Annotated in this window: 22 protein-coding genes and 1 tRNA gene; 13 read left to right on the forward strand and 10 right to left on the reverse strand. The window is 63.8% G+C overall.

Annotated features, from left to right (window positions below):
- Nucleotides 1-50: 50 nt before the first annotated feature.
- On the reverse strand, nucleotides 51-236 hold the full coding sequence (locus AC58NV_RS09360; protein WP_019294714.1) for a DUF6324 family protein: 186 nt from the start codon (nucleotides 234-236) through the stop codon (nucleotides 51-53).
- A gap of 90 nt (nucleotides 237-326) precedes the next feature.
- Between AC58NV_RS09360 and AC58NV_RS09365 the strand changes: the two genes are divergently transcribed.
- A complete protein-coding gene (locus AC58NV_RS09365; RefSeq protein WP_497227046.1) occupies nucleotides 327-824 on the forward strand; it encodes a GNAT family N-acetyltransferase in 498 nt (165 codons plus the stop codon).
- A 176-nt stretch (nucleotides 825-1000) separates the two neighbouring features.
- Nucleotides 1001-1077: transfer RNA gene (locus AC58NV_RS09370), tRNA-His, on the forward strand.
- 227 nt (nucleotides 1078-1304) lie between these two features.
- Here the strand turns inward: AC58NV_RS09370 and AC58NV_RS09375 are convergent.
- Complete coding sequence (locus AC58NV_RS09375; protein WP_497226884.1) at nucleotides 1305-1631, reverse strand: hypothetical protein; 327 nt, start codon at nucleotides 1629-1631, stop codon at nucleotides 1305-1307.
- Between the two features lie 152 nt (nucleotides 1632-1783).
- Here AC58NV_RS09375 and AC58NV_RS09380 point away from each other — a divergent pair, with 152 nt between their 5' ends.
- Nucleotides 1784-2365 (forward strand): hypothetical protein, encoded by a 582-nt coding sequence (locus tag AC58NV_RS09380; RefSeq protein ID WP_497226885.1) that lies wholly within the window; start codon nucleotides 1784-1786, stop codon nucleotides 2363-2365.
- 11 nt (nucleotides 2366-2376) lie between these two features.
- Here the strand turns inward: AC58NV_RS09380 and AC58NV_RS09385 are convergent, their stop codons facing one another.
- Nucleotides 2377-2682 carry a DUF6476 family protein gene (locus AC58NV_RS09385; protein WP_497226886.1) on the reverse strand — a complete coding sequence of 102 codons (306 nt, stop codon included), beginning with the start codon at nucleotides 2680-2682 and terminating at the stop codon, nucleotides 2377-2379.
- On the opposite strand from AC58NV_RS09385, the gene AC58NV_RS09390 reads away from it, so the two are divergent.
- The 3 genes from AC58NV_RS09390 to AC58NV_RS09400 all read left to right on the forward strand — a co-directional run bounded on the left by AC58NV_RS09390 (nucleotide 2681) and on the right by AC58NV_RS09400 (nucleotide 5552).
- On the forward strand, nucleotides 2681-3706 hold the full coding sequence (locus AC58NV_RS09390) for an RluA family pseudouridine synthase (protein WP_497226887.1): 1026 nt from the start codon (nucleotides 2681-2683) through the stop codon (nucleotides 3704-3706). The genes AC58NV_RS09385 and AC58NV_RS09390 overlap by 2 nt on opposite strands.
- Nucleotides 3707-3867: 161 nt before the next feature.
- Complete coding sequence (gene rpoH, locus AC58NV_RS09395) at nucleotides 3868-4764, forward strand: RNA polymerase sigma factor RpoH (protein ID WP_174145667.1); 897 nt, start codon at nucleotides 3868-3870, stop codon at nucleotides 4762-4764.
- Between the two features lie 518 nt (nucleotides 4765-5282).
- Nucleotides 5283-5552, forward strand: a complete 270-nt coding sequence (locus AC58NV_RS09400; protein WP_019294707.1) for a DksA/TraR family C4-type zinc finger protein — start codon at nucleotides 5283-5285, stop codon at nucleotides 5550-5552.
- Between the two features lie 27 nt (nucleotides 5553-5579).
- Here AC58NV_RS09400 and AC58NV_RS09405 read toward each other — a convergent pair whose 3' ends face one another.
- Nucleotides 5580-6863, reverse strand: a complete 1284-nt coding sequence (locus tag AC58NV_RS09405; RefSeq protein WP_497226888.1) for an isoprenylcysteine carboxylmethyltransferase family protein — start codon at nucleotides 6861-6863, stop codon at nucleotides 5580-5582.
- A 258-nt stretch (nucleotides 6864-7121) separates the two neighbouring features.
- Here AC58NV_RS09405 and AC58NV_RS09410 point away from each other — a divergent pair, with 258 nt between their 5' ends.
- Nucleotides 7122-8243 carry a serine/threonine protein kinase gene (locus AC58NV_RS09410; protein ID WP_497226889.1) on the forward strand — a complete coding sequence of 374 codons (1122 nt, stop codon included), beginning with the start codon at nucleotides 7122-7124 and terminating at the stop codon, nucleotides 8241-8243.
- Nucleotides 8244-8356: 113 nt separating this feature from the next.
- Here AC58NV_RS09410 and AC58NV_RS09415 read toward each other — a convergent pair whose 3' ends face one another.
- The 5 genes from AC58NV_RS09415 to AC58NV_RS09435 all read right to left on the reverse strand — a co-directional run bounded on the left by AC58NV_RS09415 (nucleotide 8357) and on the right by AC58NV_RS09435 (nucleotide 12567).
- Nucleotides 8357-8749 carry a GFA family protein gene (locus AC58NV_RS09415; protein WP_497226890.1) on the reverse strand — a complete coding sequence of 131 codons (393 nt, stop codon included), beginning with the start codon at nucleotides 8747-8749 and terminating at the stop codon, nucleotides 8357-8359.
- Between the two features lie 114 nt (nucleotides 8750-8863).
- Nucleotides 8864-9337 carry a GNAT family N-acetyltransferase gene (locus tag AC58NV_RS09420; protein ID WP_497226891.1) on the reverse strand — a complete coding sequence of 158 codons (474 nt, stop codon included), beginning with the start codon at nucleotides 9335-9337 and terminating at the stop codon, nucleotides 8864-8866.
- Complete coding sequence (locus AC58NV_RS09425) at nucleotides 9337-11157, reverse strand: M3 family oligoendopeptidase (RefSeq protein ID WP_497226892.1); 1821 nt, start codon at nucleotides 11155-11157, stop codon at nucleotides 9337-9339. The genes AC58NV_RS09420 and AC58NV_RS09425 overlap by 1 nt, the downstream gene beginning before the upstream one ends.
- 157 nt (nucleotides 11158-11314) lie before the next feature.
- Complete coding sequence (locus AC58NV_RS09430) at nucleotides 11315-12277, reverse strand: alpha/beta hydrolase (RefSeq protein WP_497226893.1); 963 nt, start codon at nucleotides 12275-12277, stop codon at nucleotides 11315-11317.
- Nucleotides 12277-12567, reverse strand: a complete 291-nt coding sequence (locus AC58NV_RS09435) for an SCP2 sterol-binding domain-containing protein (RefSeq protein WP_174145677.1) — start codon at nucleotides 12565-12567, stop codon at nucleotides 12277-12279. Before AC58NV_RS09435 ends, AC58NV_RS09430 begins: the two co-directional genes overlap by 1 nt.
- A 100-nt stretch (nucleotides 12568-12667) precedes the next feature.
- On the opposite strand from AC58NV_RS09435, the gene AC58NV_RS09440 reads away from it, so the two are divergent.
- From AC58NV_RS09440 to AC58NV_RS09460, 5 genes are all read left to right on the forward strand, one after another.
- Nucleotides 12668-13234 carry a tetratricopeptide repeat protein gene (locus AC58NV_RS09440; RefSeq protein WP_497226894.1) on the forward strand — a complete coding sequence of 189 codons (567 nt, stop codon included), beginning with the start codon at nucleotides 12668-12670 and terminating at the stop codon, nucleotides 13232-13234.
- 28 nt (nucleotides 13235-13262) lie between these two features.
- A complete protein-coding gene (locus AC58NV_RS09445) occupies nucleotides 13263-16127 on the forward strand; it encodes a helicase-related protein (RefSeq protein WP_497226895.1) in 2865 nt (954 codons plus the stop codon).
- A 7-nt stretch (nucleotides 16128-16134) separates the two neighbouring features.
- Nucleotides 16135-16509: an RNA-binding S4 domain-containing protein gene (locus AC58NV_RS09450; RefSeq protein WP_497226896.1), complete on the forward strand. Its 375-nt coding sequence runs from the start codon at nucleotides 16135-16137 to the stop codon at nucleotides 16507-16509.
- Between the two features lie 62 nt (nucleotides 16510-16571).
- Nucleotides 16572-16910 carry a ferredoxin FdxA gene (fdxA, locus tag AC58NV_RS09455; RefSeq protein WP_019294695.1) on the forward strand — a complete coding sequence of 113 codons (339 nt, stop codon included), beginning with the start codon at nucleotides 16572-16574 and terminating at the stop codon, nucleotides 16908-16910.
- Between the two features lie 301 nt (nucleotides 16911-17211).
- Entirely contained in the window at nucleotides 17212-17721 is a 510-nt protein-coding gene (locus AC58NV_RS09460) for a CarD family transcriptional regulator (RefSeq protein WP_019294694.1), read from the forward strand.
- 70 nt (nucleotides 17722-17791) lie between these two features.
- On the opposite strand, the gene AC58NV_RS09465 is transcribed toward AC58NV_RS09460, so the two are convergent.
- The gene (locus AC58NV_RS09465; protein WP_497226897.1) at nucleotides 17792-18550 is read right to left on the reverse strand and encodes an adenosylcobinamide-GDP ribazoletransferase; all 759 of its coding nucleotides are present in this window, start codon (nucleotides 18548-18550) and stop codon (nucleotides 17792-17794) included.
- A 100-nt stretch (nucleotides 18551-18650) separates the two neighbouring features.
- On the opposite strand from AC58NV_RS09465, the gene cobT reads away from it, so the two are divergent.
- Nucleotides 18651-19667 carry a nicotinate-nucleotide--dimethylbenzimidazole phosphoribosyltransferase gene (cobT, locus tag AC58NV_RS09470; protein WP_497226898.1) on the forward strand — a complete coding sequence of 339 codons (1017 nt, stop codon included), beginning with the start codon at nucleotides 18651-18653 and terminating at the stop codon, nucleotides 19665-19667.
- Nucleotides 19668-19670: the final 3 nt, after the last annotated feature.

Here is a 19670-nt window from a genome sequence, read left to right on the forward strand (position 1 = left end):
AGTTCAGAAAATTCGCGTGAAAACAGCGGCGGATTTTCCGAAAGCTTGCCTTATTTGACTGTGCGGGCCGCCTGCGCCGCTGCGCGAAGCTCGTCGGCGATCTCTTCGGCTTCTTCCGGATCAAAGTCCATCGGGATCTCGACGCCGCCCGCCTCGATGAAGATCCGCACCATGCCCTGGTCGGTCGGCCCGATCTGCATGTTTGCTTCCACGTCGCGTTCGGTATTGATGCCCATCTTGCACTCCAATGGCGGCCAGCCGCTTGAATGCTGGTGCTAGCCCGGCGCAGGCTGAAACGCAAGCCGGGTTTGCGCTACACTGTCTGCATGATGGATGTAACGCTGCGCCGATTCGCCCCCACTGACATGCAATGGCTGGTGGCCCGCCACCAGGATCTTTATGCTCAGGAGGCCGGGTTCGACGGCAGTTTCGGGACGCAGGTCGCGGATATCGTGCACGGCTTTTGCGCGGACCATGATCCGGTTTGCGAGCGCGGCTGGATGGCTGTCAGCGGCAGGGAGCGGCTGGGAACGGTGTTCTGCATGAAGAAGAGTGACGACACCGCGCAGCTGCGCCTGTTCCTGCTGACGCCCAAGGCGCGCGGCAAGGGGCTGGGCAAGCGGCTGTTGCGCGACTGCATGGAGTTTGCCCGTGCCGCCGGCTACCGCGGCATGATGCTGAAGACCCATGAAAGCCACCGCACGGCGTGTGCGCTTTACCGCGCTTTCGGCTGGCAGCTGCAGGACAGCCGGCCGGTGCGCAACTATGGCCAGGACCTGGTGGAGCAGACCTGGAGCCTGACGTTCCGGGAAGCCGGTGCCTGAAACCGGGCAGAGCGAAATTTGGGAACAAATGCAAGCGGTTGTGGATAACCTTCCGCGAAATCCTTCCTGCGGGCCAGCGGCCTTGCCGGGGACTGTCCAGTCCGGCGGATTTCTGAAACAGAATGATGAAAAACCTCTTGCACGCCTCCGGAGCGTGCTATAAATGGCCCCTCAGTGCCGCCTTAGCTCAGTTGGTTAGAGCGCTGGATTGTGGATCCAGAGGTCCCCCGTTCAAGCCGGGGAGGCGGTACCATCTCTCTCCTTCAGAAATGCTGTTGCCGGGCCTTGGATGCCCGTCTTGTGCCGCCGCCGGACCTGGCTGCGCCTGTGGTCGGCCCTGTTTTTGGATTGCTGCCTGACCCGGCCTTCCGGAAAGACTGCGCAAAAGGGGCCGCCGCATGTTTTGCGGCGGCCCCTTTGGACCCGGCTGGTGTCAGAGCGGATGTGCAGCCTCCGGTCTTGGAGAATGCTCAAGTGCCCTTAGCTGCCCCCGGTCGTTGTGGTCGTGGTGGTGGTGGTAGTGTCGTCGTCGTCATCGGCAACAAGAACTAGGAACACGGTCCCTGCCAGAACCCCGGCAGCAGTTTCCGTGGACAAACCGGTTTCCGGCAGGCCGGTTGTGCTGGTCCGGCACGTGACCTGCAGCGACCCGTTTGCAAGGTAGGTGGCGGAAACCGGAACGCCGTTCCCGCAGACCGCGCGGCGTTGGGCTGCTTCCAGGGCGGTTTCTGCCTGGGCAAAAACGGCCTCTGCAGTAAACGTCAGCGGCAGAGTCAGTGCGACAGCCCGCAAGATACTGGTATACATAAATAACAACCTTATGATTAGGGGTATGTTAACGTTAGCCAACCGCCTTCAGCCGGGCAACAAAACGTGACAACAGCAACGGCGTGCAGGCAAAATACCGCGCAGACCGCTGCAGCCATGAGCGGTTTCCGGGGCATTGCGAGGGAAGCAATATGTTCAAAGTAATCGTCAAATCGGTTTTTGCAGGAAGTTCCTGTCTGGCCCTGGTTGCGGCGCCTGCGCTGGCCCAGGTGCCGGGACCTGTTGTCTATACAGTGGTGGTTCCCGGTAATGAATTCGGCTCTCCAGCTTTCCTGGCGGAACTGCTGGGGACGCTGGAGGCGGCCAAGGCCTTCTGCCGTGCCACCGGTGATTCGGCACTGCAGGTGGATTGTTTGTCCGAACGGCTGGAGGCCGCGGCAGACAGGATCCCCAAGGGCACCGACTATGACGAGGTGCGCGGCGTTCTGCAGGACACTTCAGGGCGGCTGAAACGGCTCGCCCGCCAGAACCGCGATCCGGAGAGGGGCCGTGTCACAGTCGCCAGCGCCGCGGATCCGGGTGAGCGCACCCGCCGTCCGCTGACACCGGTCAGGGCCGCGGCGCAGGCTGCGGTGAATCTGGAAGCAGCCCGCATTCTCGAAGAAGCCGCAACCGTTCTTCTGCGCAGCGCAGAGACTGCGCGGGACCGGCAGACGCAATACGCCCAGATCGCCGCGGCAATCGATTCCAACAAGGTGCTGCTGAGGTCCTGACCGGCCCCGGTTCAGTCCTTGATCTGCACTTCCTGACGCAGCGCGCCGGTTTCGCGGTCAAAGATCAGGATGCGGTTGTCCTGGCTGACGACGGCGATCCAGTCGCGCCCAAGTGTCACCGCTTCAGCTTCAACACCTTCGGGCAGGGCGATTTCTGCGGGCAGCGGCGCATCGCCTGACTGCAAGCGGATGACAAGCAGCGTGATAATCACTACAAGCCCGCCAATCATCACCACCGTCAGCGTGGTCACCAGCCGTCGCAGGAACCGGATCTGCGGTGGCTCCGTTTGGATTTCGGTCTCGGAAGGATCAGTCATGGGCAGCCGCCGGATTGAGTTTGTCATCGCGGAAAACCCGCCTAAGCGGCTTGATAAAGCGGTTTCGCGCGATGTGCCAGAGGAGGCGGCGCTGTCGCGCACCCGGCTGGCGCGGCTGATCGAGGAGGGCGCGCTGACCGTTGACGGCACCGTGGTGCAGGATGCCAAGGCCAGGGTTGAGGCCGGGGCGCTGATCTCGATCGCGGTGGAGGAGGCCGGGGACAGCCACATCGGCCCCGAAGACATTCCGCTGGAGATCGTGTTCGAGGACGATGACCTCATTGTCATCAACAAGCCTGCGGGCATGGTGGTGCACCCGGCGCCGGGCTCGCCCTCGGGCACGCTGGTCAACGCGCTGCTGCATCACTTCGGCGGCAACCTGTCGGGCGTCGGCGGGGTCAAGCGCCCCGGTATCGTGCACCGGATCGACAAGGAGACATCGGGCCTCCTGGTGGTGGCAAAATCCGACGCTGCCCACCAGGGGCTGGCAGCGCAATTCGAAAAACACACGGTGGAGCGCTATTATCAGGCGGTCTGCTACGGCGTGCCGGATGGCAACGATCCCCGCCTGCGCGGGGTCAAGGGCGCCAGCTTCGAGCCGGGCAATATCCTCAAGCTCACCACCCAGCTGGCCCGCCACAAGACTGACCGCCAGCGGCAGGCGGTGCTGTTTCAGGGCGGCCGCCACGCGGTGACCCGGGCACGCATTGTTGAAAGCTTCGGCAACCCGCCCTGCGCGGCGCTGATCGAATGCTGGCTCGAAACCGGCCGCACCCACCAGATCCGGGTGCATATGGCCCATGCCGGCCACGGGCTGATCGGCGACCCCACCTATGGCGGCCGCCGCAAGCTGGCGGCCAAGGCGCTGAGCGAGGCAGCGCGGGCCGCGGTGCAGACCTTCCCGCGCCAGGCGCTGCATGCGGCAGTGCTGGGATTTGACCACCCTGTAACGGGCGAAGCGCTCCGGTTCGAGGCGCCGCTGCCCGCGGATATGGCCGGTTTGCTGGCGGCTTTGCGCCAGTAAACTGACTGCAAATAAGCGTGTTCCGTCCTGTGACGCAATTCACAGACGAAATGACTCGGGCTAAAATAGAAGAATTCCTTAAGCGGTCCTTGAAAAGGGCTTAGCGCTGACTCATATGCGCTAATGTTAAGTCCTTATACATTTTGGGAGGGACACTTTATATGGCGAATTATGCAAACCTGCCTGCCCCGACACCCGAAGGCGGCCTGAACCGGTATCTCCAGGAAATCCGCAAGTTTCCGCTGCTGGAGCCGGAAGAAGAATACATGCTGGCCAAGCGCTGGGTCGAGGAACAGGATGCGGCCTCGGCGCACAAGATGGTGACGTCCCATCTGCGGCTCGCGGCCAAGATCGCCATGGGCTACCGCGGCTACGGTCTGCCGCAGGCCGAAGTGATCTCTGAGGCCAACGTCGGCCTGATGCAGGCGGTGAAGCGTTTTGATCCGGAAAAGGGGTTCCGCCTGGCAACCTACGCCATGTGGTGGATCCGGGCCTCGATCCAGGAATACATTCTGCGTTCCTGGTCTCTGGTGAAACTTGGCACCACTTCGGCGCAGAAGAAGCTGTTCTTCAACCTGCGTAAGGCCAAGGCCCGCATCGGCGCGCTGGAGGAGGGCGACCTGCGCCCCGAAAATGTCGCGCAGATTGCTCACGACCTTGGCGTGACCGAGGATGAGGTGATCTCGATGAACCGCCGCATGTCCGGCGGCGATGCGTCCTTGAACGCCACTGTCGGCTCCGAGGGCGAAGGCACCATGCAGTGGCAGGACTGGCTGGAGGACGAAGATGCCGACCAGGCCGGCGACTATGAAGCCCGCGATGAGCTGGAAGCCCGCCGCGAGCTGCTGGCCGAGGCGCTTGATGTACTGAACGACCGCGAGAAGGACATCCTGACCCAGCGCCGCCTGATGGATCAGGCGGTGACGCTGGAAGAGCTGAGCACGCAGTACAATGTCAGCCGCGAACGGATCCGTCAGATCGAGGTGCGCGCGTTCGAGAAGCTGCAAAAGAAAATGCGCGACCTGGCGATGGAAAAGGGCATGCTGAACAGCGTCTGATCCATCATCAGCGCGAAGATTGGAAAGGCGGTGCAGTGCACCGCCTTTTTTTCGTCAGCAGGCAATGACGCTGGCTTTACGGCAGCGGTTCTGCCGTAATGTTTCGCGCGCGAAACATTTGGTCAGACGTGCTGACCTACAGGGCTGGCGGATGCTGGTGTGACACCCTGTCTGGCACGGGCCTGGCGGTAAGCTGGGTGCGGGGCTGAATGGGAGGGCTGGCAGAATTGCTGGCTGATTGGTCTAGGCGCGGCTGGCTGAAATCACTCCGGTTGCTGGCGAAGCTTGCTGTCTGGCTGCCCTGACGGGTGGCTGGAGCGCTGGCTGCTTGCGGCCTGGTGATTCTGGCTTGCTTGCAATTTCTGCATTCTGTGTAGCTGGATGGTGGCAGGTGGTCAATGGAAAATGCAATGAAATCAAATAGTTGATAGATTTACTCGGAAATTGGGGCGTGCCGGCCCTAGCCAGGCCATCCGTGCGGCCCTAAATTCATCTCTTCTGGCACAGGAGGAAGGGCCATGGCAGGCGGCTGGGCGCAGGACGGCGCGGTGAATGAGCAGATCGAAGCCTCGATCAACGATGAGCTTGCGCGGATGAAGGCGCAGAAACGCCCCGTCGGCGAAAGCCTGACCCATTGCGCCGAATGCGAGGAGCCGATCCCGGAGAAACGCCGTATTGCCATCCCCGGCGTCAAACTCTGCATCGAGTGCCAGCAGGAGCGCGACGGCGCCCAGCAGGCCCGCGGCGGCATCAACCGGCGCGGCTCCAAAGACAGCCAGCTGAAGTAAATTGCCCGGCTTCCACGACCGCGCGGCCTACCGGGCAGGAGCGGTTTCGGGCGGCGAATACCGCAGCGCCGGCAGCAGACGCCCCAGCCAGCGCAGCTTGCCGTGCCGCTCGATCCACATGGCATAGGCCACATAGGCGGGATCCTCGGAAAGGTGCCGCTCCTCCGCCTTGGCGCGCAGGACGTAAATTCCGTTGATTCCCAGAAGCAGCAGCGACAGGCGCAGCGCCTCGCTTGCCCCTTCGGTGGTGAAGAACGGAACCGACAGCAGCCACCAGGATATGTTCTTGAACAAATACGAAGGGTGGCGGGTCCAGCGGTAGGGGCCATTGGTGATGATGCCGCGGTGGGTCAGGTTGGAAAACCGGATGCCAAAGGAGGCATTGGCCCAGGCCCACAGTACCTTGGCCGCAATGATTGCGCCGCCCCACAGGACGATCCCTGGCCCCCAGCCGCCCAGCATGTCCAGCCAGCCCAGCCCGTCATTGTATTCCAGATACTTGCGCCCGATGACCGAGAAGAAGGGCACATACATCGCCAGCGTCACCACCCAGCCCCAGAACAGCGGGTTGCAGGAGCGGATGTGGGAATTGGTGATCCGGAGCGTCAGCACATAGCCGATGCTGACAAAAGCCAGGTCGATGCCGACCGTCAGCCGCCCCATGTAACTGACGAAGGCGGGAAAACTCTCCATCGCGGCGGTCAGCGGCGTTTTCAGAAGATAGGCGGCATTGCCGCTGAAATAGACAAACATCAGGGGCAGGAAGAACCCCTTGATCAGCCAGCCGAGACCGTAGTCCCGCAGAACGTCCCAGTCCACCTTGTCGAGGCGGCCCAGCACCAAGTGGCCCGCATAAAGATATCCGTCTCCGGGGGCCTCCATCCATAGATCGACCACGGTGAAGTAGGGCACCGCCAGCACCAGAATGACCGGCAGAACAATGCGGCAGGCATCCCAGAAAGGGGCATAAAAGCTGCGGTGATACTCCGGAAACAGCCAGTAGGCCGCGGCGACTGCCCCCAGCGTGGCGCACAGCCCCGTCAGTTTTACCAGGACCCGGCGCCAGTTGACGGGGCGCCATTGCAGGCGTCCAAGCCCGGTTGCCGCATCTGCATAGGTCCTCAGCACCAGAAGCTCATATGCCAGCATCGGCAGCGCGGTTGCCAGCATCGCGGTGACCCCGGCCTCTACCCGTCCGGCGCCGCTGTTTTGCATCAGCAGAAGGGCGGATAAATACCCGGCCAGCCCAAGCAGCATCGTCACCTGGCTGGTCGCCGACGCCGGCGGGGCTGGTCTGGGGCTGTCTGTCATTCTGCTCGAACCGGATGCATCTGCGATTGCAATAGGATGCTAGCGCAGTCACCGGCAGTTTCATCCCCTTGTCGCAGCGGACTCCTGAATCATCTTCCCTGCGCCCTCTGCCGGTGATATATCCCGCGCGGGCTCACAGGCGATGGCGTCGCTGCAGAGAGGACTGCTCTGGCCCTGAAACCACGCTCCTGTACGCCGGGACTTTCAATCGGGAGATTGAAGGCCCCGCCTTTGTCTCCCCTGACAAAGGAGGCACCCATGGCCTGGTCGCCGGAAAAAACCGAAGTCAAAAGCTGGAACGAATGGGACACGCTGCGCCATGTGATCGTGGGCCGCGCCGATGACTGCCATATCCCGCCGGAAGAGCCCGCGCTGGATGCCAAGGTGCCCGAGGACAGCGACATGCGCGGCCAGTGGGGGCGCCGGCCGCAGGAAACCATCGACCGCGCCAACGAGCTTTTGAACAATTTCGCCGATCAGCTGCGCGGCCTTGGCATCCGCGTCGACCGGCCGGTTCCGATCGACCATTCGCAGCCTGTGACCACGCCGGATTTCCACACCGGCAGCCAGTTCGGCTGCATGCCGCCGCGCGATGTGCTGCTGACCGTCGGCCATGAGATGCTGGAAGCCACCATGTCCTACCGCTGCCGCTGGTTCGAATACCTGAATTACCGGCCGCTGCTGAAGCAGTACTGGGAGGAAGATCCGAACTTCCGCCACGAAGCGGCCCCCAAGCCGCGGCTGACTGACGCGGATTACCACCCGGATTACCTGAGCGACAAGATCGGCGTGGCCAAGCGGCTGGAATGGGCGGCAGAGAAGTTCTTTGTCACCACCGAGGAGGAGCCCCTGTTCGACGCCGCCGACGTGCTGCGGTTCGGCAAGGATCTGGTGGTGCAGCACGGGTTCACCACCAACCTCAAGGGCATCGAATGGCTGCGCCGCCACTTCCCGGAGCATCGCGTGCATACGGTGAACTTCCCCGGCGACCCTTATCCGATCCACATCGACGCCACTTTCACTCCGCTGCGCCCGGGGCTGATCCTGAACAACCCGCAGCGCCGCCTGCCGGAGGAGCAGCGTGCAATGTTCACCATGAACGGCTGGGAAATCGTCGACGCGGCGCAGCCCGCGCACAACACCCCGCCGCCGCTGTGCTACTCCTCCACCTGGCTCAGCATGAACGTGCTGGTGCTGGACCCGAAGACCGTCTGCGTCGAGAAAGCCGAGGTCTATCAGGCGGAGCAGATGGACAAGCTGGGCATGGAAGTCATCGAGGTCGAGCTGCGCGACGCCTATGCCTTTGGCGGCGGGTTGCACTGCTGCACCGCGGATGTCTACCGCGACGGTGACTGCGAGGATTACTTCCCGCATCAGTAAGCCGCATAGGCGAATGCCTCGCGGTTTTTCTGCGCGGCAAACGGCCAGGAAAACACCTGCTTTCCTGGCCGGAGTTTTCGCGGAACCCGGCTTAGCCGTGCCAGGCGCTGCGGTCAGAGGTATTCCGGCCCGGTGCGCTTGGGCAGCCCGTCGTCGCTGTTGAACCAGCACAGTTTTTCCTCATGGGCAACGTGCAGCGCCGGGGTAAAAGCCTCAGGGTCTGCCATTGCCGCAACGTAGAAATGCATGGTGCCGGACATTTTTTGCGAGCGGAAGGACATCGGCGAGCCGCAGGTCCCGCAAAAGGTCCGCTCAACCCCGGAGGAGGAGCGGAACAGCTTTGGCGGCTCTCCTGTCCAGCGCCACCGGCCGTCTTCGATGCCAATGTAAGTCGTCATTGGCGACGAACATTGCCGCCGGCAGCTTTCGCAATGGCAATTCACGACGGACAGGACCGGGAGGTCCACGTCAAAGGTGACTGATCCGCACAAGCAGCGTCCTTGCATGGGTGTTCTCCCCTGGCTGATGGGGACAGCTTCAGGCCGGGAGCAGCATGTGTCTGGGCCAATTGCGAAGCGGGATGGCCTGGCTGCGGCACAGGCTCATGTGCTTCATCAGGGCTATGGCAGGCCCATCCGCAGGATGTGCTGCGGCCCTGCAATACCGTGAGGGTAAAGATCGCCGGTATCCTGAAACCCGCCCTTCAGGTAGCAGCGGACCGCGGCCGGGTTTTGCAGATTGACGGTCAGCACCGCGGCAAGACGGTCCGGGTAGCGGCTGGGCAAGTAGGCTGCCAGCGCGCTTACGGCTGCGGTGGCATAGCCTTTGCCTTGTTGGTTGCGGTCGATCATGAAGGCGCGCAGGCCCAGCTCGTCCTGTCGGGCAAATTCATAGGTCTCGTGGTACAGCCGGTCTATCTTGAAGAAGCCAACCACGTCATCGCTACTGAGCACGGCGTGAAAGTCCACGCCTTCCTCATCCTCTTCAAACGCCTGCGCCACGGTGCCGGAAAAGCGGACCTGATCCGGTTCCACCCGGATATGGGCGACCAGGTCAAAGTCGCTGCGGGCCACCGGGCGCAAGGCAATTGGCATCAGTCTTCCATCGCTTCCAGCTCGTCAATGAAGCCGGAGATCATGGACAGGCCCTTGTCCCAGAACTTGGGATCGGTGGCATCGAGGCCGAACGGCGCCAGCAGCTCCTTGTGGTGCTTGGAGCCGCCTGCCTTGAGCATCTCGAAATACTTGTTCTCGAACCCCTCAGCGCCGCTTGCGTAGACGGAATACAGCGCGTTCACCAGGCCGTCGCCGAAGGCATAGGCGTAGACGTAGAAGGGCGAATGCACGAAGTGCGGGATATAGGCCCAGAAGGTCTCGTAGCCGTCCATGTATTCAAAGGCTTCGCCCAGGCTTTCCGCCTGCACCGACATCCAGATGGCGTTGATGTCATCCGGGGTCAGTTCGCCCTCCGCGCGGGCTGCGTGCAGTTTGCATTCAAAGTCATAGAAGGCGATCTGGCGCACAACCGTGTTGATCATGTCCTCGACCTTGCCCGCCAGCAGCACCTTGCGCTGTTCCTTGGTTTCGGCTTTGTCGAGCATCTTGCGGAAGGTGAGCATCTCGCCGAACACGCTCGCGGTTTCCGCCAGCGTCAGTGGGGTCGAAGACAGCATTTCGCCCTGTTCTGCGGCCAGCAACTGGTGGACGCCGTGGCCCAGTTCGTGTGCCAGGGTCATCACGTCGCGGGGTTTGCCCAGGTAGTTCAGCATCACATAGGGGTGCACATTGGTGACGGTCGGATGGGCAAAGGCACCCGGCGCCTTGCCGGGTTTCACGCCCGCGTCGATCCAGCCCTTGGAGAAGAACGGCGCCGCGATCTCGCCCATGCGCGGATCAAAGGCGTTATAGGCCTCCATCACCGTCTTTTCGGCTTCGTCCCAGCCAATGGTGCGGGTGTCTTCCAGCGGCAGCGGCGCGTTGCGGTCCCAGACCTGCATCACGTCGAGGCCCAGCCATTTGCGCTTCAGCTCGTAATAGCGGTGGCTGAGCTTGGGGTAGGCGGCAACCACCGCCTCGCGCAGCGCCTCGACCACTTCCGGCTCCACGTCGTTGGACAGGTGGCGGCCGGTCTGCGGGCTGGGCATGCCGCGCCAGCGGTCGATGATTTCTTTCTCTTTCGCTTGCGTGTTGTGGACGCGGGCGAAGGTCTTGATGTTCTCGCTGAACACACGGGCCAGCTCACGGGCGGCGGCCTCGCGCTTGGTGCGGTTCTGCTCCGTCAGCAGGTTCAGGGTGCCTTCGATGTTCAACTCTTCGCCGTCGACGGTGAAGGTGAGGCCGGCGATGGTCTCGTCAAACAGCTTCTCCCAGGCGTCGCCGACGATGCCGAGGTCGTGCATGAATTTCTCCAGCTCGTCCGACAGCTGGTAAGGCTTCATCGCGCGGATGCGGCGGAACACGCTGTCATAGCGCGCCAATTCCGCGTTGGCGGCCAGATGCGCGTCCATCACACTGTCTTCGATGCGGTTCAGCTCCAGTGTGAAGAACACCAGCGGAGTTGTGGCAATGGTCACCTTTTCCTGGCAGTCGGACAGGAAGGCGGCGCGGTCCGCGTCGGTGGTCAGCTGATAGTAGCGCAGGCCCGCGAAGGACATGAGGCGCCCGGCGATGTTGTTGATCTTCTCGTTGCGCTGCACGCAGGTCAGCAGGCCGTCCGCATCCAGATCCGCCAGCTTGCCCTCGTAATCGGCGGCAAAGGCGGCGCATTCCTGCTCCAGCCACTCCAGGTCGCGGGCCAGTTCAGGGGCGTCCTCAGACGCATAAAGATCGCTGAGGTCCCATTCCGGCAGATCGCCGAGGCCGCCGGAACCGGCAGTGGCGTTTGCGTCGCGGACGGGGAAGGGAAGCTGGAACATGGGGGCTCCTGTCATGAGAAATGCTTTGACCCAACATCTAAGGGCGGGCTTGCGGGATCACAAGCAGCCGTATGCGGAGGCGGGAGAGAATGGCACATACAGGTAAGGGGCGCGTAAACGGGGCGTGCGCAGCACGCGCAACAGGGGCAGCCGGGGGTCAGCGGCTGTGCTGATCAAACAGGCGGCACATACTGGAAAACACATGGGCGCGGATTTCCGGGGCTTCCATCATCACCTCATGCTGGGCGCCCTTGATCAGGTCCAGTTCGCCGCCGGGCCAGCGGGCCATGCGGTCGTGGACTGCCTCCGGGCTGACGATTTGCTCGTCACTGCCCAGAAAGGTGATGCAGGACAGGGCGGGTGAGGGCATCGCCGCCAGTTCAGCGCATTCCTGCAGGCTGACACGCAGCCATTGGATGGTAGGTCCGCCGAGCACCAGATCCGGCTGTGCCGCCAGCTGGGCGTGCATCATCCGGTACATCTCCGGGTCGGTGGTCAGCGTGTTGCCCTCAAACGGGGTGATCTGCACGTATTGGTCCAGCGCCGTGGTCGGCAGCAGTTTCTGCTCGAGCCGCAGGTAGGGGGCAACGCTGCCCAGCAGGCTGGCAATGGGGCGCATCAGCGGCGGGATCAGGATGCCCCACATCGGGCCAGTGAAACAGCAGGCGTTCACGTCCAGGCCTTCGTTCAGGGCTCGCAAGCCGATGGCTCCGCCCATCGAATGCCCGACAAGGTGCCAGGGCTGCGGCAGCTTCAGCTGCGCCGCCAGGCTGGTCAGCGCCTTCACATCCTTCTGGAAATCGGTGAAATGGCCGACGTGGCCCAGCCGCCGTTCAGCCAGCATCCGGTCGGACAGGCCCTGGCCGCGCCAGTCCACGGTGAGGGTGGCATAGCCGTGGGCGGCAAATTCCGCCGCAGCAAGGCCGTATTTTTCGATATATTCGGTGCGCCCGGGGAACAGCAGGACGGTGCCCTTTGCCTCCCCGTCCGGGCGCCAGTGGCCTGCGCGGATGCGCAGGCCATCAGAAGTGTGCGCCCAGTGGGCCGCTCCGCCTGCCGGCCCCTGCGCGATCTCTGCGAACAGGGGGGCAGGCTGCAGCTCCACCGGGGCGCCGTCCATCAGGCGAGCGCCGAAGCGAGCTGCATCGCGGTGCCCATGTCGCCGTCAATGGTCAGCTTGCCGGACATGAAGGCCGCGGTGGGGTTCAGGTCGCCCTCCAGGATCGACTGGAAAGTGTCGGCATCCGCGCTCATGGTGACATCGGCCTCTTCGTCGGCGACGCGGGCACCGGAGCTGTCCAGCATGATGGCGCCCAGACCTTCGATCTGGAACTTGGCGGTGGACGCGAACTCGCCTGCATCCAGTTTGCCGTTCAGGGCCTCAGCCGCCTGCTCAAGGGTAACGCTCATCTTGATCCTCAATCTGTTGGGCGCGTGTATAGCACAAACCTGTGAAGCCATAGCAGCTAATACTGGTAAATGCAGCGCGCAGGATTACACTGGGGGCATCATGGTGGCAAATTTCCCAAAGCTCAAAGCTATCGTGGCGGCAACGGCGGCTGCAATCACGCTGTGCCTGCCTGCGGTTTGCGCGGCACAGCAGCTTTCCGCGGATGTGCTGCTGCAGGACCTGGCGCAGTCCGAAGCGTCCGAGGCGGCGGCGATCGACCGCGAACTGCAGGCGCTGTGGGCCAAGAGCGGCTCTCCGGCGATGGACCTGCTGCTGCGGCGCGGGCGCGACGCGATGGAACGCGGTGACCTGCAGGAGGCGGTGGAGCATCTGACCGCGCTGACAGATCATGCACCGGAGTTCGCCCGCGGCTGGTACGAGCGCGCGCGGGTTTATTTCGAGATCGGGCTGTACGGGCCGTCGATTGCGGATCTGGAGCGGTCACTTGCGCTGAATCCCCAGGACTACAACGCGATCTATGCGCTGGGCGTGGTGTTTGAGCAGTTCCGCCAGCCGGAGCGTGCCTATCAGGCCTACCAGCGCGCCAAGGCTATACATCCGCACCACGAGGAAGTAAGCAGCGCCCTCGAACGTCTGAAACCCTCGATCGAGGGCAGGGAACTGTAAGCCCCGCTGGGGCGCGGGGGCTGAAGCTATGGCAAGCGCATCGCGGATCGTGGCCGTCCTGGGCCCGACCAACACCGGCAAAACCCATTACGCCATCGAACGGATGCTGGGCTACCGCACCGGGGTGATGGGGTTTCCGCTGCGCCTGCTGGCGCGCGAGGTCTATGACAAGGTTGTCGCTGCGCGCGGGCCATCCGTAGTGGCGCTGGTCACCGGGGAGGAGCGGATCGTGCCGCCGCGGGCGCAGTACTGGATCTGCACGGTGGAGGCGATGCCCGAGGGCATGGGCTGCGACTTCCTGGCGGTGGACGAGATCCAGCTTTGCGCCGACCCCGAGCGCGGCCATGTCTTCACCGACCGGTTGCTGCGCGCCCGCGGCACGCTGGAGACGCTGTTCCTGGGCGCCGACACCATGCGCGGTCCGATCTCAGCATTGGTGCCGGGCGTTGAATTCGTCCGCCGCGAGCGGATGTCCGATCTGGTCTACGCGGGTTCGAAAAAGATAAGCCGGATGCCGCCCCGGACCGCCATAGTTGGTTTTTCGGTTGATAACGTCTATGCGATTGCCGAGCTGATCCGGCGCCAGAAGGGCGGTGCGGCGGTGGTGATGGGCGCGCTGTCCCCGCGGACGCGCAACGCACAGGTGGCGCTCTACCAGAATGGCGAGGTCGACTACCTGGTCGCGACCGACGCCATCGGCATGGGCCTTAACCTCGACATCGACCATGTGGCGTTCTCCTCCACCGTCAAGTTCGACGGCCGCCGGATGCGTCCCTTGGCCCCCAATGAGCTGGCGCAGATCGCAGGCCGCGCGGGCCGCGGCATGAGCCACGGCACCTTCGGTGTCACCGGCGACGCACGGCCGTTGGACGACGGCACTGCCTCGGCGATCATGAACCACCAGTTCACACCGCTGAAGAAGCTGAACTGGCGGTCTGCGGACTTGCAGTTCGGCACCGTTGAGGCGCTGATCAACGCGCTCGAATCAAGCCCGTCGAACGAGCACCTGACCAAGGCGCGCGAAGCGGATGATCTGGGGGCGCTGAAAATGCTGTCGCGGGAATCCGCCGTTATTGCCCGCACCACCAACGCGCAATCGGTGAAACTGCTGTGGGATGTCTGCCGGATTCCGGATTTCCGCGGCATCAGCCACACCGAGCATGCCTCGCTTCTGGGGGTGATTTTCGAGCATCTGCACGGCGGCGGGGTGGTGCCGGACGACTGGATGGCCCGCCAGATAAAGCGGATTGACCGCACCGACGGAAACATCGACACATTGTCCAAACGTCTGGCATTTATCCGGACGTGGACATATGTCGCGCAGCGGAATGGCTGGCTGCGTGACGAAAGCCATTGGCGCGGGGAGACGCGCGCTGTAGAAGACAGGTTGTCGGATGCTCTGCACGAGCGTTTGACTCAGCGATTTGTGGACCGGCGCACGTCTGTGCTGTTGCGGCGGCTCAAACAGAAGGAGGCCCTTTTGGCCGAAGTGAATGACAAGGGTGAAGTGACGGTCGAAGGCGAATTCGTCGGCCGTCTGGAGGGGTTCCGGTTCAGCCCGGACAAAGCTGCGCAAGGCACTGAGGCGAAGGCCCTCAAAGCGGCATCGCTGCAGGCTTTGGCGCCGCAATTCCATCTGCGTGCGGACCGGTTCTACAACGCGCCCGACACCGAGATCGATTTTACCGAGCAGGGCGGCCTGATGTGGGGCGAGCATGCGGTGGGCAAGCTGGTTGCCGGCGCCGACGCGCTGAACCCGCAGATCGAGGTCTTCGTCGATGACGCCGCCGGGCCGGATGTGGCCCAGAAGGTCGAGCGCCGTCTGCTGCATTTCATCACCCGCAAGATCAACGCGCTGTTCGAGCCGCTGTTGAACCTGCAGAAGGACGAAGAGCTGACCGGCCTGGCGCGCGGTTTTGCCTTCCGCATGGTCGAAAACCTCGGCGTGCTGCCGCGTGCAGGCGTGGCGCAGGAGGTCAAGGACCTGGACCAGGACGCCCGGGGCGCGCTGCGCAAGCATGGCATCCGGTTCGGCCAGTTCACCATTTTCATGCCGCTTCTGCTGAAGCCCGCGCCGACCCGCCTGCGCCTCGTGCTGTGGTCGCTGGCCAACGGTCTGCAGGACTTCCCAGAGGCGCCGCCTCCGGGCCTGGTCACCGTGCCCTCCATCAAGGACGCGCCCGAAGGCTATGACACCATGTCCGGCTACCGCGCCGCCGGCGAGCGGATGATCCGCATCGACATGCTGGAGCGCCTGGCCGATATGCTGCGCAGCGAAGACAGCCGCGGCGGCTTTGAAGCCAAGGCCGACATGCTGTCGATCACCGGCATGACGCTGGAGCAGTTTGCCGACCTGATGCAGGGGCTGGGCTACAAGGCCGAGAAGGGCGAGCGGCAGAAGGTGAAGGCGGCGGAAGCGAAGCCCGCAGAGGCGGCTGAAGAGGCGCCCGTTGCGGAAGAGGCCGCTGCAGAAGCGCCTGCGGCAGAAGCATCGGAAACACCGTTAGAAGAATCTGCTGGCGAAGCTCCTGCAGCCGAGGTCGCGCCCGCGGCACAGGCCGAGGAAGCCGAAGCGGCTGCTGATGCAGAACCCGAGGTCGAGGTGTTCTTCACCTTCACCTGGGGCGGCAACCGCGGCGGACGCCAAGGCGGCGGCCAGCGCCAGCAGAACCGCCGTCCGCAGGGCGACGGCAAGCCTGGCGGCAAGGGCAAGCCGCGCGGCGCCAAGGGCGGTGACCGTGACGGTAGCCGGGGCAAGCCGGGCCGCAAGGGCGGTCCGCGCCAGGATCAGGGGGCCAAGACCTATTCCTCGCGCCCGGCCAAGAAGGAAAAGCAGATCGACCCGGACAACCCCTTTGCCGCAGCGCTGATGGGGCTGAAGCAGGGCGACTGACCCCGCCATGACTGACGGGGCGCCGAAGATCCGCATCGACAAATGGCTGTGGCATGCGCGGTTTTTCAAAACCCGGAGCCTGGCCGCGAAACAGGTCAGTGCGGGCCATGTGCGCCTCAACGGCAGCAAGGCCTTGAAATCGGCTCAGAACGTCGCTCCGGGTGACGTTCTGACCTTCGCTCAAGGCAAAGTGATCCGCGTGGTGCGGGTGGAGGCCATCGGCGAACGCCGGGGCCCGGCCCCGGAGGCCCAGGCGCTGTACTTCGACATGACGGAAAAGCAGGAAAAAGTTCCGGCCAATCCGAAGTTCGAGGGAAAAGGCCGCCCGGACAAAAAAGCCCGCAGGGCGCTTGATCTTACCCGCAAGCCCGAGGGCTTTTGACGCCTTGAAGTGCAGCCGCGTCTGGATTAGCTAGGCGCAAACGGAAAACAGGACTCGGTACAATGACCTATGTCGTGACGGAAAACTGCATCGCCTGCAAATACACCGACTGCGTCGAGGTATGCCCGGTGGACTGTTTCTACGAGGGTGAGAACACGCTGGTCATTCACCCGGATGAATGCATCGACTGCGGTGTCTGTGAACCGGAATGCCCGGCGGACGCAATCCGCCCAGATACCGAGCCGGATATGGACAAATGGGTCGAGTTCAACCGCAAATATGCCGAACTGTGGCCGGTGATCGTGTCCAAGAAGGATCCGATGCCGGGTTACGAGGAGCGGGACGGCGAAGAGGGCAAGATGGAGAAGTATTTCTCCGAGGCGCCCGGTGAAGGCGGCTGATTCTCTGCCGCGCGAGGTGATGCCGCATTTGTGCGGAAAACCGCCGTATTGCTTCGGGTTTTCACGGAGCCTTGCCAGCAGGCCGCCTTTCGGGCGGCCCTTTTTTATGATATACTTAGCGGACAATAGACATAAACAATCGGAGTCCGCCCCCGGTGCGCCGTAGCAGTGGCGTGCGTGATGGGCGGTATTTCTGCGGAGAGAATGTCCTGGGGGCTGGTCAAAATCTTCTGACCGGGACCTGGCGTTTTGTTCGCCATAGTGCCGGTGCCGCCCGGCTCATGAGTGAGGAAGAACCTGTATGACCAAGTCGAAGAAGCTCGAATTCCGCCCCAATGATTATGTGGTCTACCCGGCGCATGGCGTCGGCCAGATCATCTCGATCGAGGAGCAGGAAGTGGCGGGCTTTGCGCTGGAGCTTTTCGTGATCACCTTTGAAAAGGACAAGATGACCCTGCGGGTGCCGACCAACAAGGCAACAGAAGTAGGCATGCGCTCGCTGAGCTCGCCGGACGTGATTGCCCAGGCGATGAAGACGCTCAAGGGCAAGGCCAAGGTGAAGCGCGCCATGTGGTCGCGCCGTGCCCAGGAGTACGAGCAGAAGATCAACTCGGGCGATCTGATCTCAATCGCCGAGGTGGTGCGCGACCTGCACCGCACTGACGACCAGCGCGAGCAGAGCTATTCCGAGCGCCAGCTGTACGAAGCCGCGCTGGAACGCCTCACCCGCGAAGTGGCCGCTGTCTCCGGCAACGACGAAATCGCTGCCGCCAAGCAGGTGGACGAGGTTCTGACCTCCCGCGCTGCCTGATCCCTGCGCAGATCCAGTATTGAAGGGCCGTGCCTGCAAGGGCGCGGCCCTTTTTGCGGTCCGGGGCGGCTTAGCTGCAGATGGCCACCATAATGAGCAGGCCGCCGATTTCGGCCGCTTGCTGGGACGCGCCCAGGATGTCGCCGGTCTGGCCGCCGATCTTGGCCTTGGCCAGCGCACCCAGCCCGGCGGCCGCAGCCCCCATCGCCAGGGCCGCACCAAAGGCCGCGCCGCCGATCAGCGGCAGCGACAGAAAAAGGGCCAGCCCGGCGGCGAGCAGGCAGGGCAGGGCGCGGGGGCGGCCCACGGTCTGCGACAGGCCGGCGGACCGGGCGTTCGGCAACGCGGCCATCAGCGCGGGCATCACCGCCCGGCTCAGCATTGCCAGCGCCAGCAGCGGCCAGACGCCGGCAACCGCAAACAGCGCTGTCAGAGCGCCCCAGCGCAAGCCGAAGCCCAGAAACAGCGCAATCACCCCATAGGCGCCAATGCGGCTATCCTTCATGATTTCCAGCCGCCGCTCGCGGCTGAAGCCGCCCCAGAGGCCGTCTGCGGTGTCGGCCAGCCCGTCCTCATGCATCGCGCCGGTCAGCATCACCTGAACCGCCAGCGCCAGCCCAGCGGCCACCGTTTCAGGCAGGCCCGCTGCAAGTGCCAGCGCGGCCAGCAGCGCTGCGGGAAGGGCAACTGCCAGCCCTGCCAGCGGAAACGCCCAGACCGCCTTGGCCTGGCGCTGGAACACCTCCGGCGGCAAGTGCGGCAGCGGCAGCCGGGTCAGCAGCACCAGTGCCAGCAGGATGTCTTTTGCCTGGATGTCGTTTTTTTGCATTTGCGGGCCTATTGCAGTGCTTGCGGCGGGGCGGTCAGCGGGTAAACAGGGTCAATCCGCTTTATCCGCGTCCACCACTCAGATGCAACGAGGCTTTCACATGCTGCCAGAGCTTTCCTCCCTTGATGATTTCCGCGCCGCACTGTCCGGCGCGCCCGCGCAGGACCAGATGGCTGCGGCTGGCGCGGCGGCACGCAATGGCCAGCTGACGAAACCGCCGGGTGCGCTGGGGCGGCTGGAGGATCTGGCGATCTGGTACGGCGGCTGGCGCGGCAGCGACCGGCCTGAAATCACCGCGCCTCAGGTGATTGTCTTTGCGGGCAACCATGGCGTGATGGCGCAGGGGGTTTCCGCCTTCCCGGCAGAAGTGACCGCGCAGATGGTGATCAATTTCGAACACGGGGGCGCCGCGGTCAATCAGCTGGCCAAACTGGCCGGCGCCCGCATGGATGTGCATGCGCTGGAGCTGGACCGCCCGACCGCCGATTTCACCCAGGAGCCGGCGATGAGCCAGGACGACCTGCTGGCGGCGCTGAAGGCCGGCTGGGATGCGGTTGACCCAAGCTCGGATCTGCTGGTGGTCGGCGAAATGGGCATCGGCAACACCACGCCCGCTGCGGCGCTGGCCTGCGCCCTGTTCGGCGGCAAGGCAGCGGATTGGACCGGCCGCGGCACCGGCGTCGATGATGCGGGGCTGGCAAACAAGACCCGGGTGGTGGGCGAAGGCGTGGCACTGCACCGGGAGGCGATCCGCGACGGGCTGGATGCGCTGGCCTGCCTGGGCGGGCGTGAGATTGCTGCCATGGCCGGTGCGATTGCTGCCGCCCGGGTGCTGCGCATCCCGGTCATTCTGGACGGTTACATCTGCTGCGCAGCGGCAGCTTGCCTGCTGCAAACCGCAGACGGGGCGCTGGACCACACGGTTGCGGGCCACCAGAGCGCCGAGAGCGCCCATCCGGCGCTGCTGGCGAAACTGGGCAAGGAGCCGCTTTTGTCGCTGGGGCTCCGCTTGGGGGAAGGGTCCGGCGCGGCGCTGGCAATCCAGGTGCTGAAAGGCGCTGTTGCCTGCCACAGCGGCATGGCCACCTTTGCTGAAGCAGGGGTGTCGGACGGCTGACCC

The organism is Leisingera sp. ANG49, from assembly GCF_059694505.1.

Bases quoted from the DNA above. Each gene is read 5' to 3' on its own strand.
- AC58NV_RS09360 (WP_019294714.1), bottom strand. From the start codon at position 236: ATGGGCATCAATACCGAACGCGACGTGGAAGCAAACATGCAGATCGGG.
- AC58NV_RS09365 (WP_497227046.1), top strand. From the start codon at position 327: ATGATGGATGTAACGCTGCGCCGATTCGCCCCCACTGACATGCAATGG.
- AC58NV_RS09375 (WP_497226884.1), bottom strand. From the start codon at position 1,631: ATGTATACCAGTATCTTGCGGGCTGTCGCACTGACTCTGCCGCTGACG.
- AC58NV_RS09380 (WP_497226885.1), top strand. From the start codon at position 1,784: ATGTTCAAAGTAATCGTCAAATCGGTTTTTGCAGGAAGTTCCTGTCTG.
- AC58NV_RS09390 (WP_497226887.1), top strand. From the start codon at position 2,681: ATGGGCAGCCGCCGGATTGAGTTTGTCATCGCGGAAAACCCGCCTAAG.
- AC58NV_RS09385 (WP_497226886.1), bottom strand. From the start codon at position 2,682: ATGACTGATCCTTCCGAGACCGAAATCCAAACGGAGCCACCGCAGATC.
- rpoH (WP_174145667.1), top strand. From the start codon at position 3,868: ATGGCGAATTATGCAAACCTGCCTGCCCCGACACCCGAAGGCGGCCTG.
- AC58NV_RS09400 (WP_019294707.1), top strand. From the start codon at position 5,283: ATGGCAGGCGGCTGGGCGCAGGACGGCGCGGTGAATGAGCAGATCGAA.
- AC58NV_RS09405 (WP_497226888.1), bottom strand. From the start codon at position 6,863: ATGACAGACAGCCCCAGACCAGCCCCGCCGGCGTCGGCGACCAGCCAG.
- AC58NV_RS09410 (WP_497226889.1), top strand. From the start codon at position 7,122: ATGGCCTGGTCGCCGGAAAAAACCGAAGTCAAAAGCTGGAACGAATGG.
- AC58NV_RS09415 (WP_497226890.1), bottom strand. From the start codon at position 8,749: ATGCAAGGACGCTGCTTGTGCGGATCAGTCACCTTTGACGTGGACCTC.
- AC58NV_RS09420 (WP_497226891.1), bottom strand. From the start codon at position 9,337: ATGCCAATTGCCTTGCGCCCGGTGGCCCGCAGCGACTTTGACCTGGTC.
- AC58NV_RS09425 (WP_497226892.1), bottom strand. From the start codon at position 11,157: ATGTTCCAGCTTCCCTTCCCCGTCCGCGACGCAAACGCCACTGCCGGT.
- AC58NV_RS09430 (WP_497226893.1), bottom strand. From the start codon at position 12,277: ATGGACGGCGCCCCGGTGGAGCTGCAGCCTGCCCCCCTGTTCGCAGAG.
- AC58NV_RS09435 (WP_174145677.1), bottom strand. From the start codon at position 12,567: ATGAGCGTTACCCTTGAGCAGGCGGCTGAGGCCCTGAACGGCAAACTG.
- AC58NV_RS09440 (WP_497226894.1), top strand. From the start codon at position 12,668: ATGGTGGCAAATTTCCCAAAGCTCAAAGCTATCGTGGCGGCAACGGCG.
- AC58NV_RS09445 (WP_497226895.1), top strand. From the start codon at position 13,263: ATGGCAAGCGCATCGCGGATCGTGGCCGTCCTGGGCCCGACCAACACC.
- AC58NV_RS09450 (WP_497226896.1), top strand. From the start codon at position 16,135: ATGACTGACGGGGCGCCGAAGATCCGCATCGACAAATGGCTGTGGCAT.
- fdxA (WP_019294695.1), top strand. From the start codon at position 16,572: ATGACCTATGTCGTGACGGAAAACTGCATCGCCTGCAAATACACCGAC.
- AC58NV_RS09460 (WP_019294694.1), top strand. From the start codon at position 17,212: ATGACCAAGTCGAAGAAGCTCGAATTCCGCCCCAATGATTATGTGGTC.
- AC58NV_RS09465 (WP_497226897.1), bottom strand. From the start codon at position 18,550: ATGCAAAAAAACGACATCCAGGCAAAAGACATCCTGCTGGCACTGGTG.
- cobT (WP_497226898.1), top strand. From the start codon at position 18,651: ATGCTGCCAGAGCTTTCCTCCCTTGATGATTTCCGCGCCGCACTGTCC.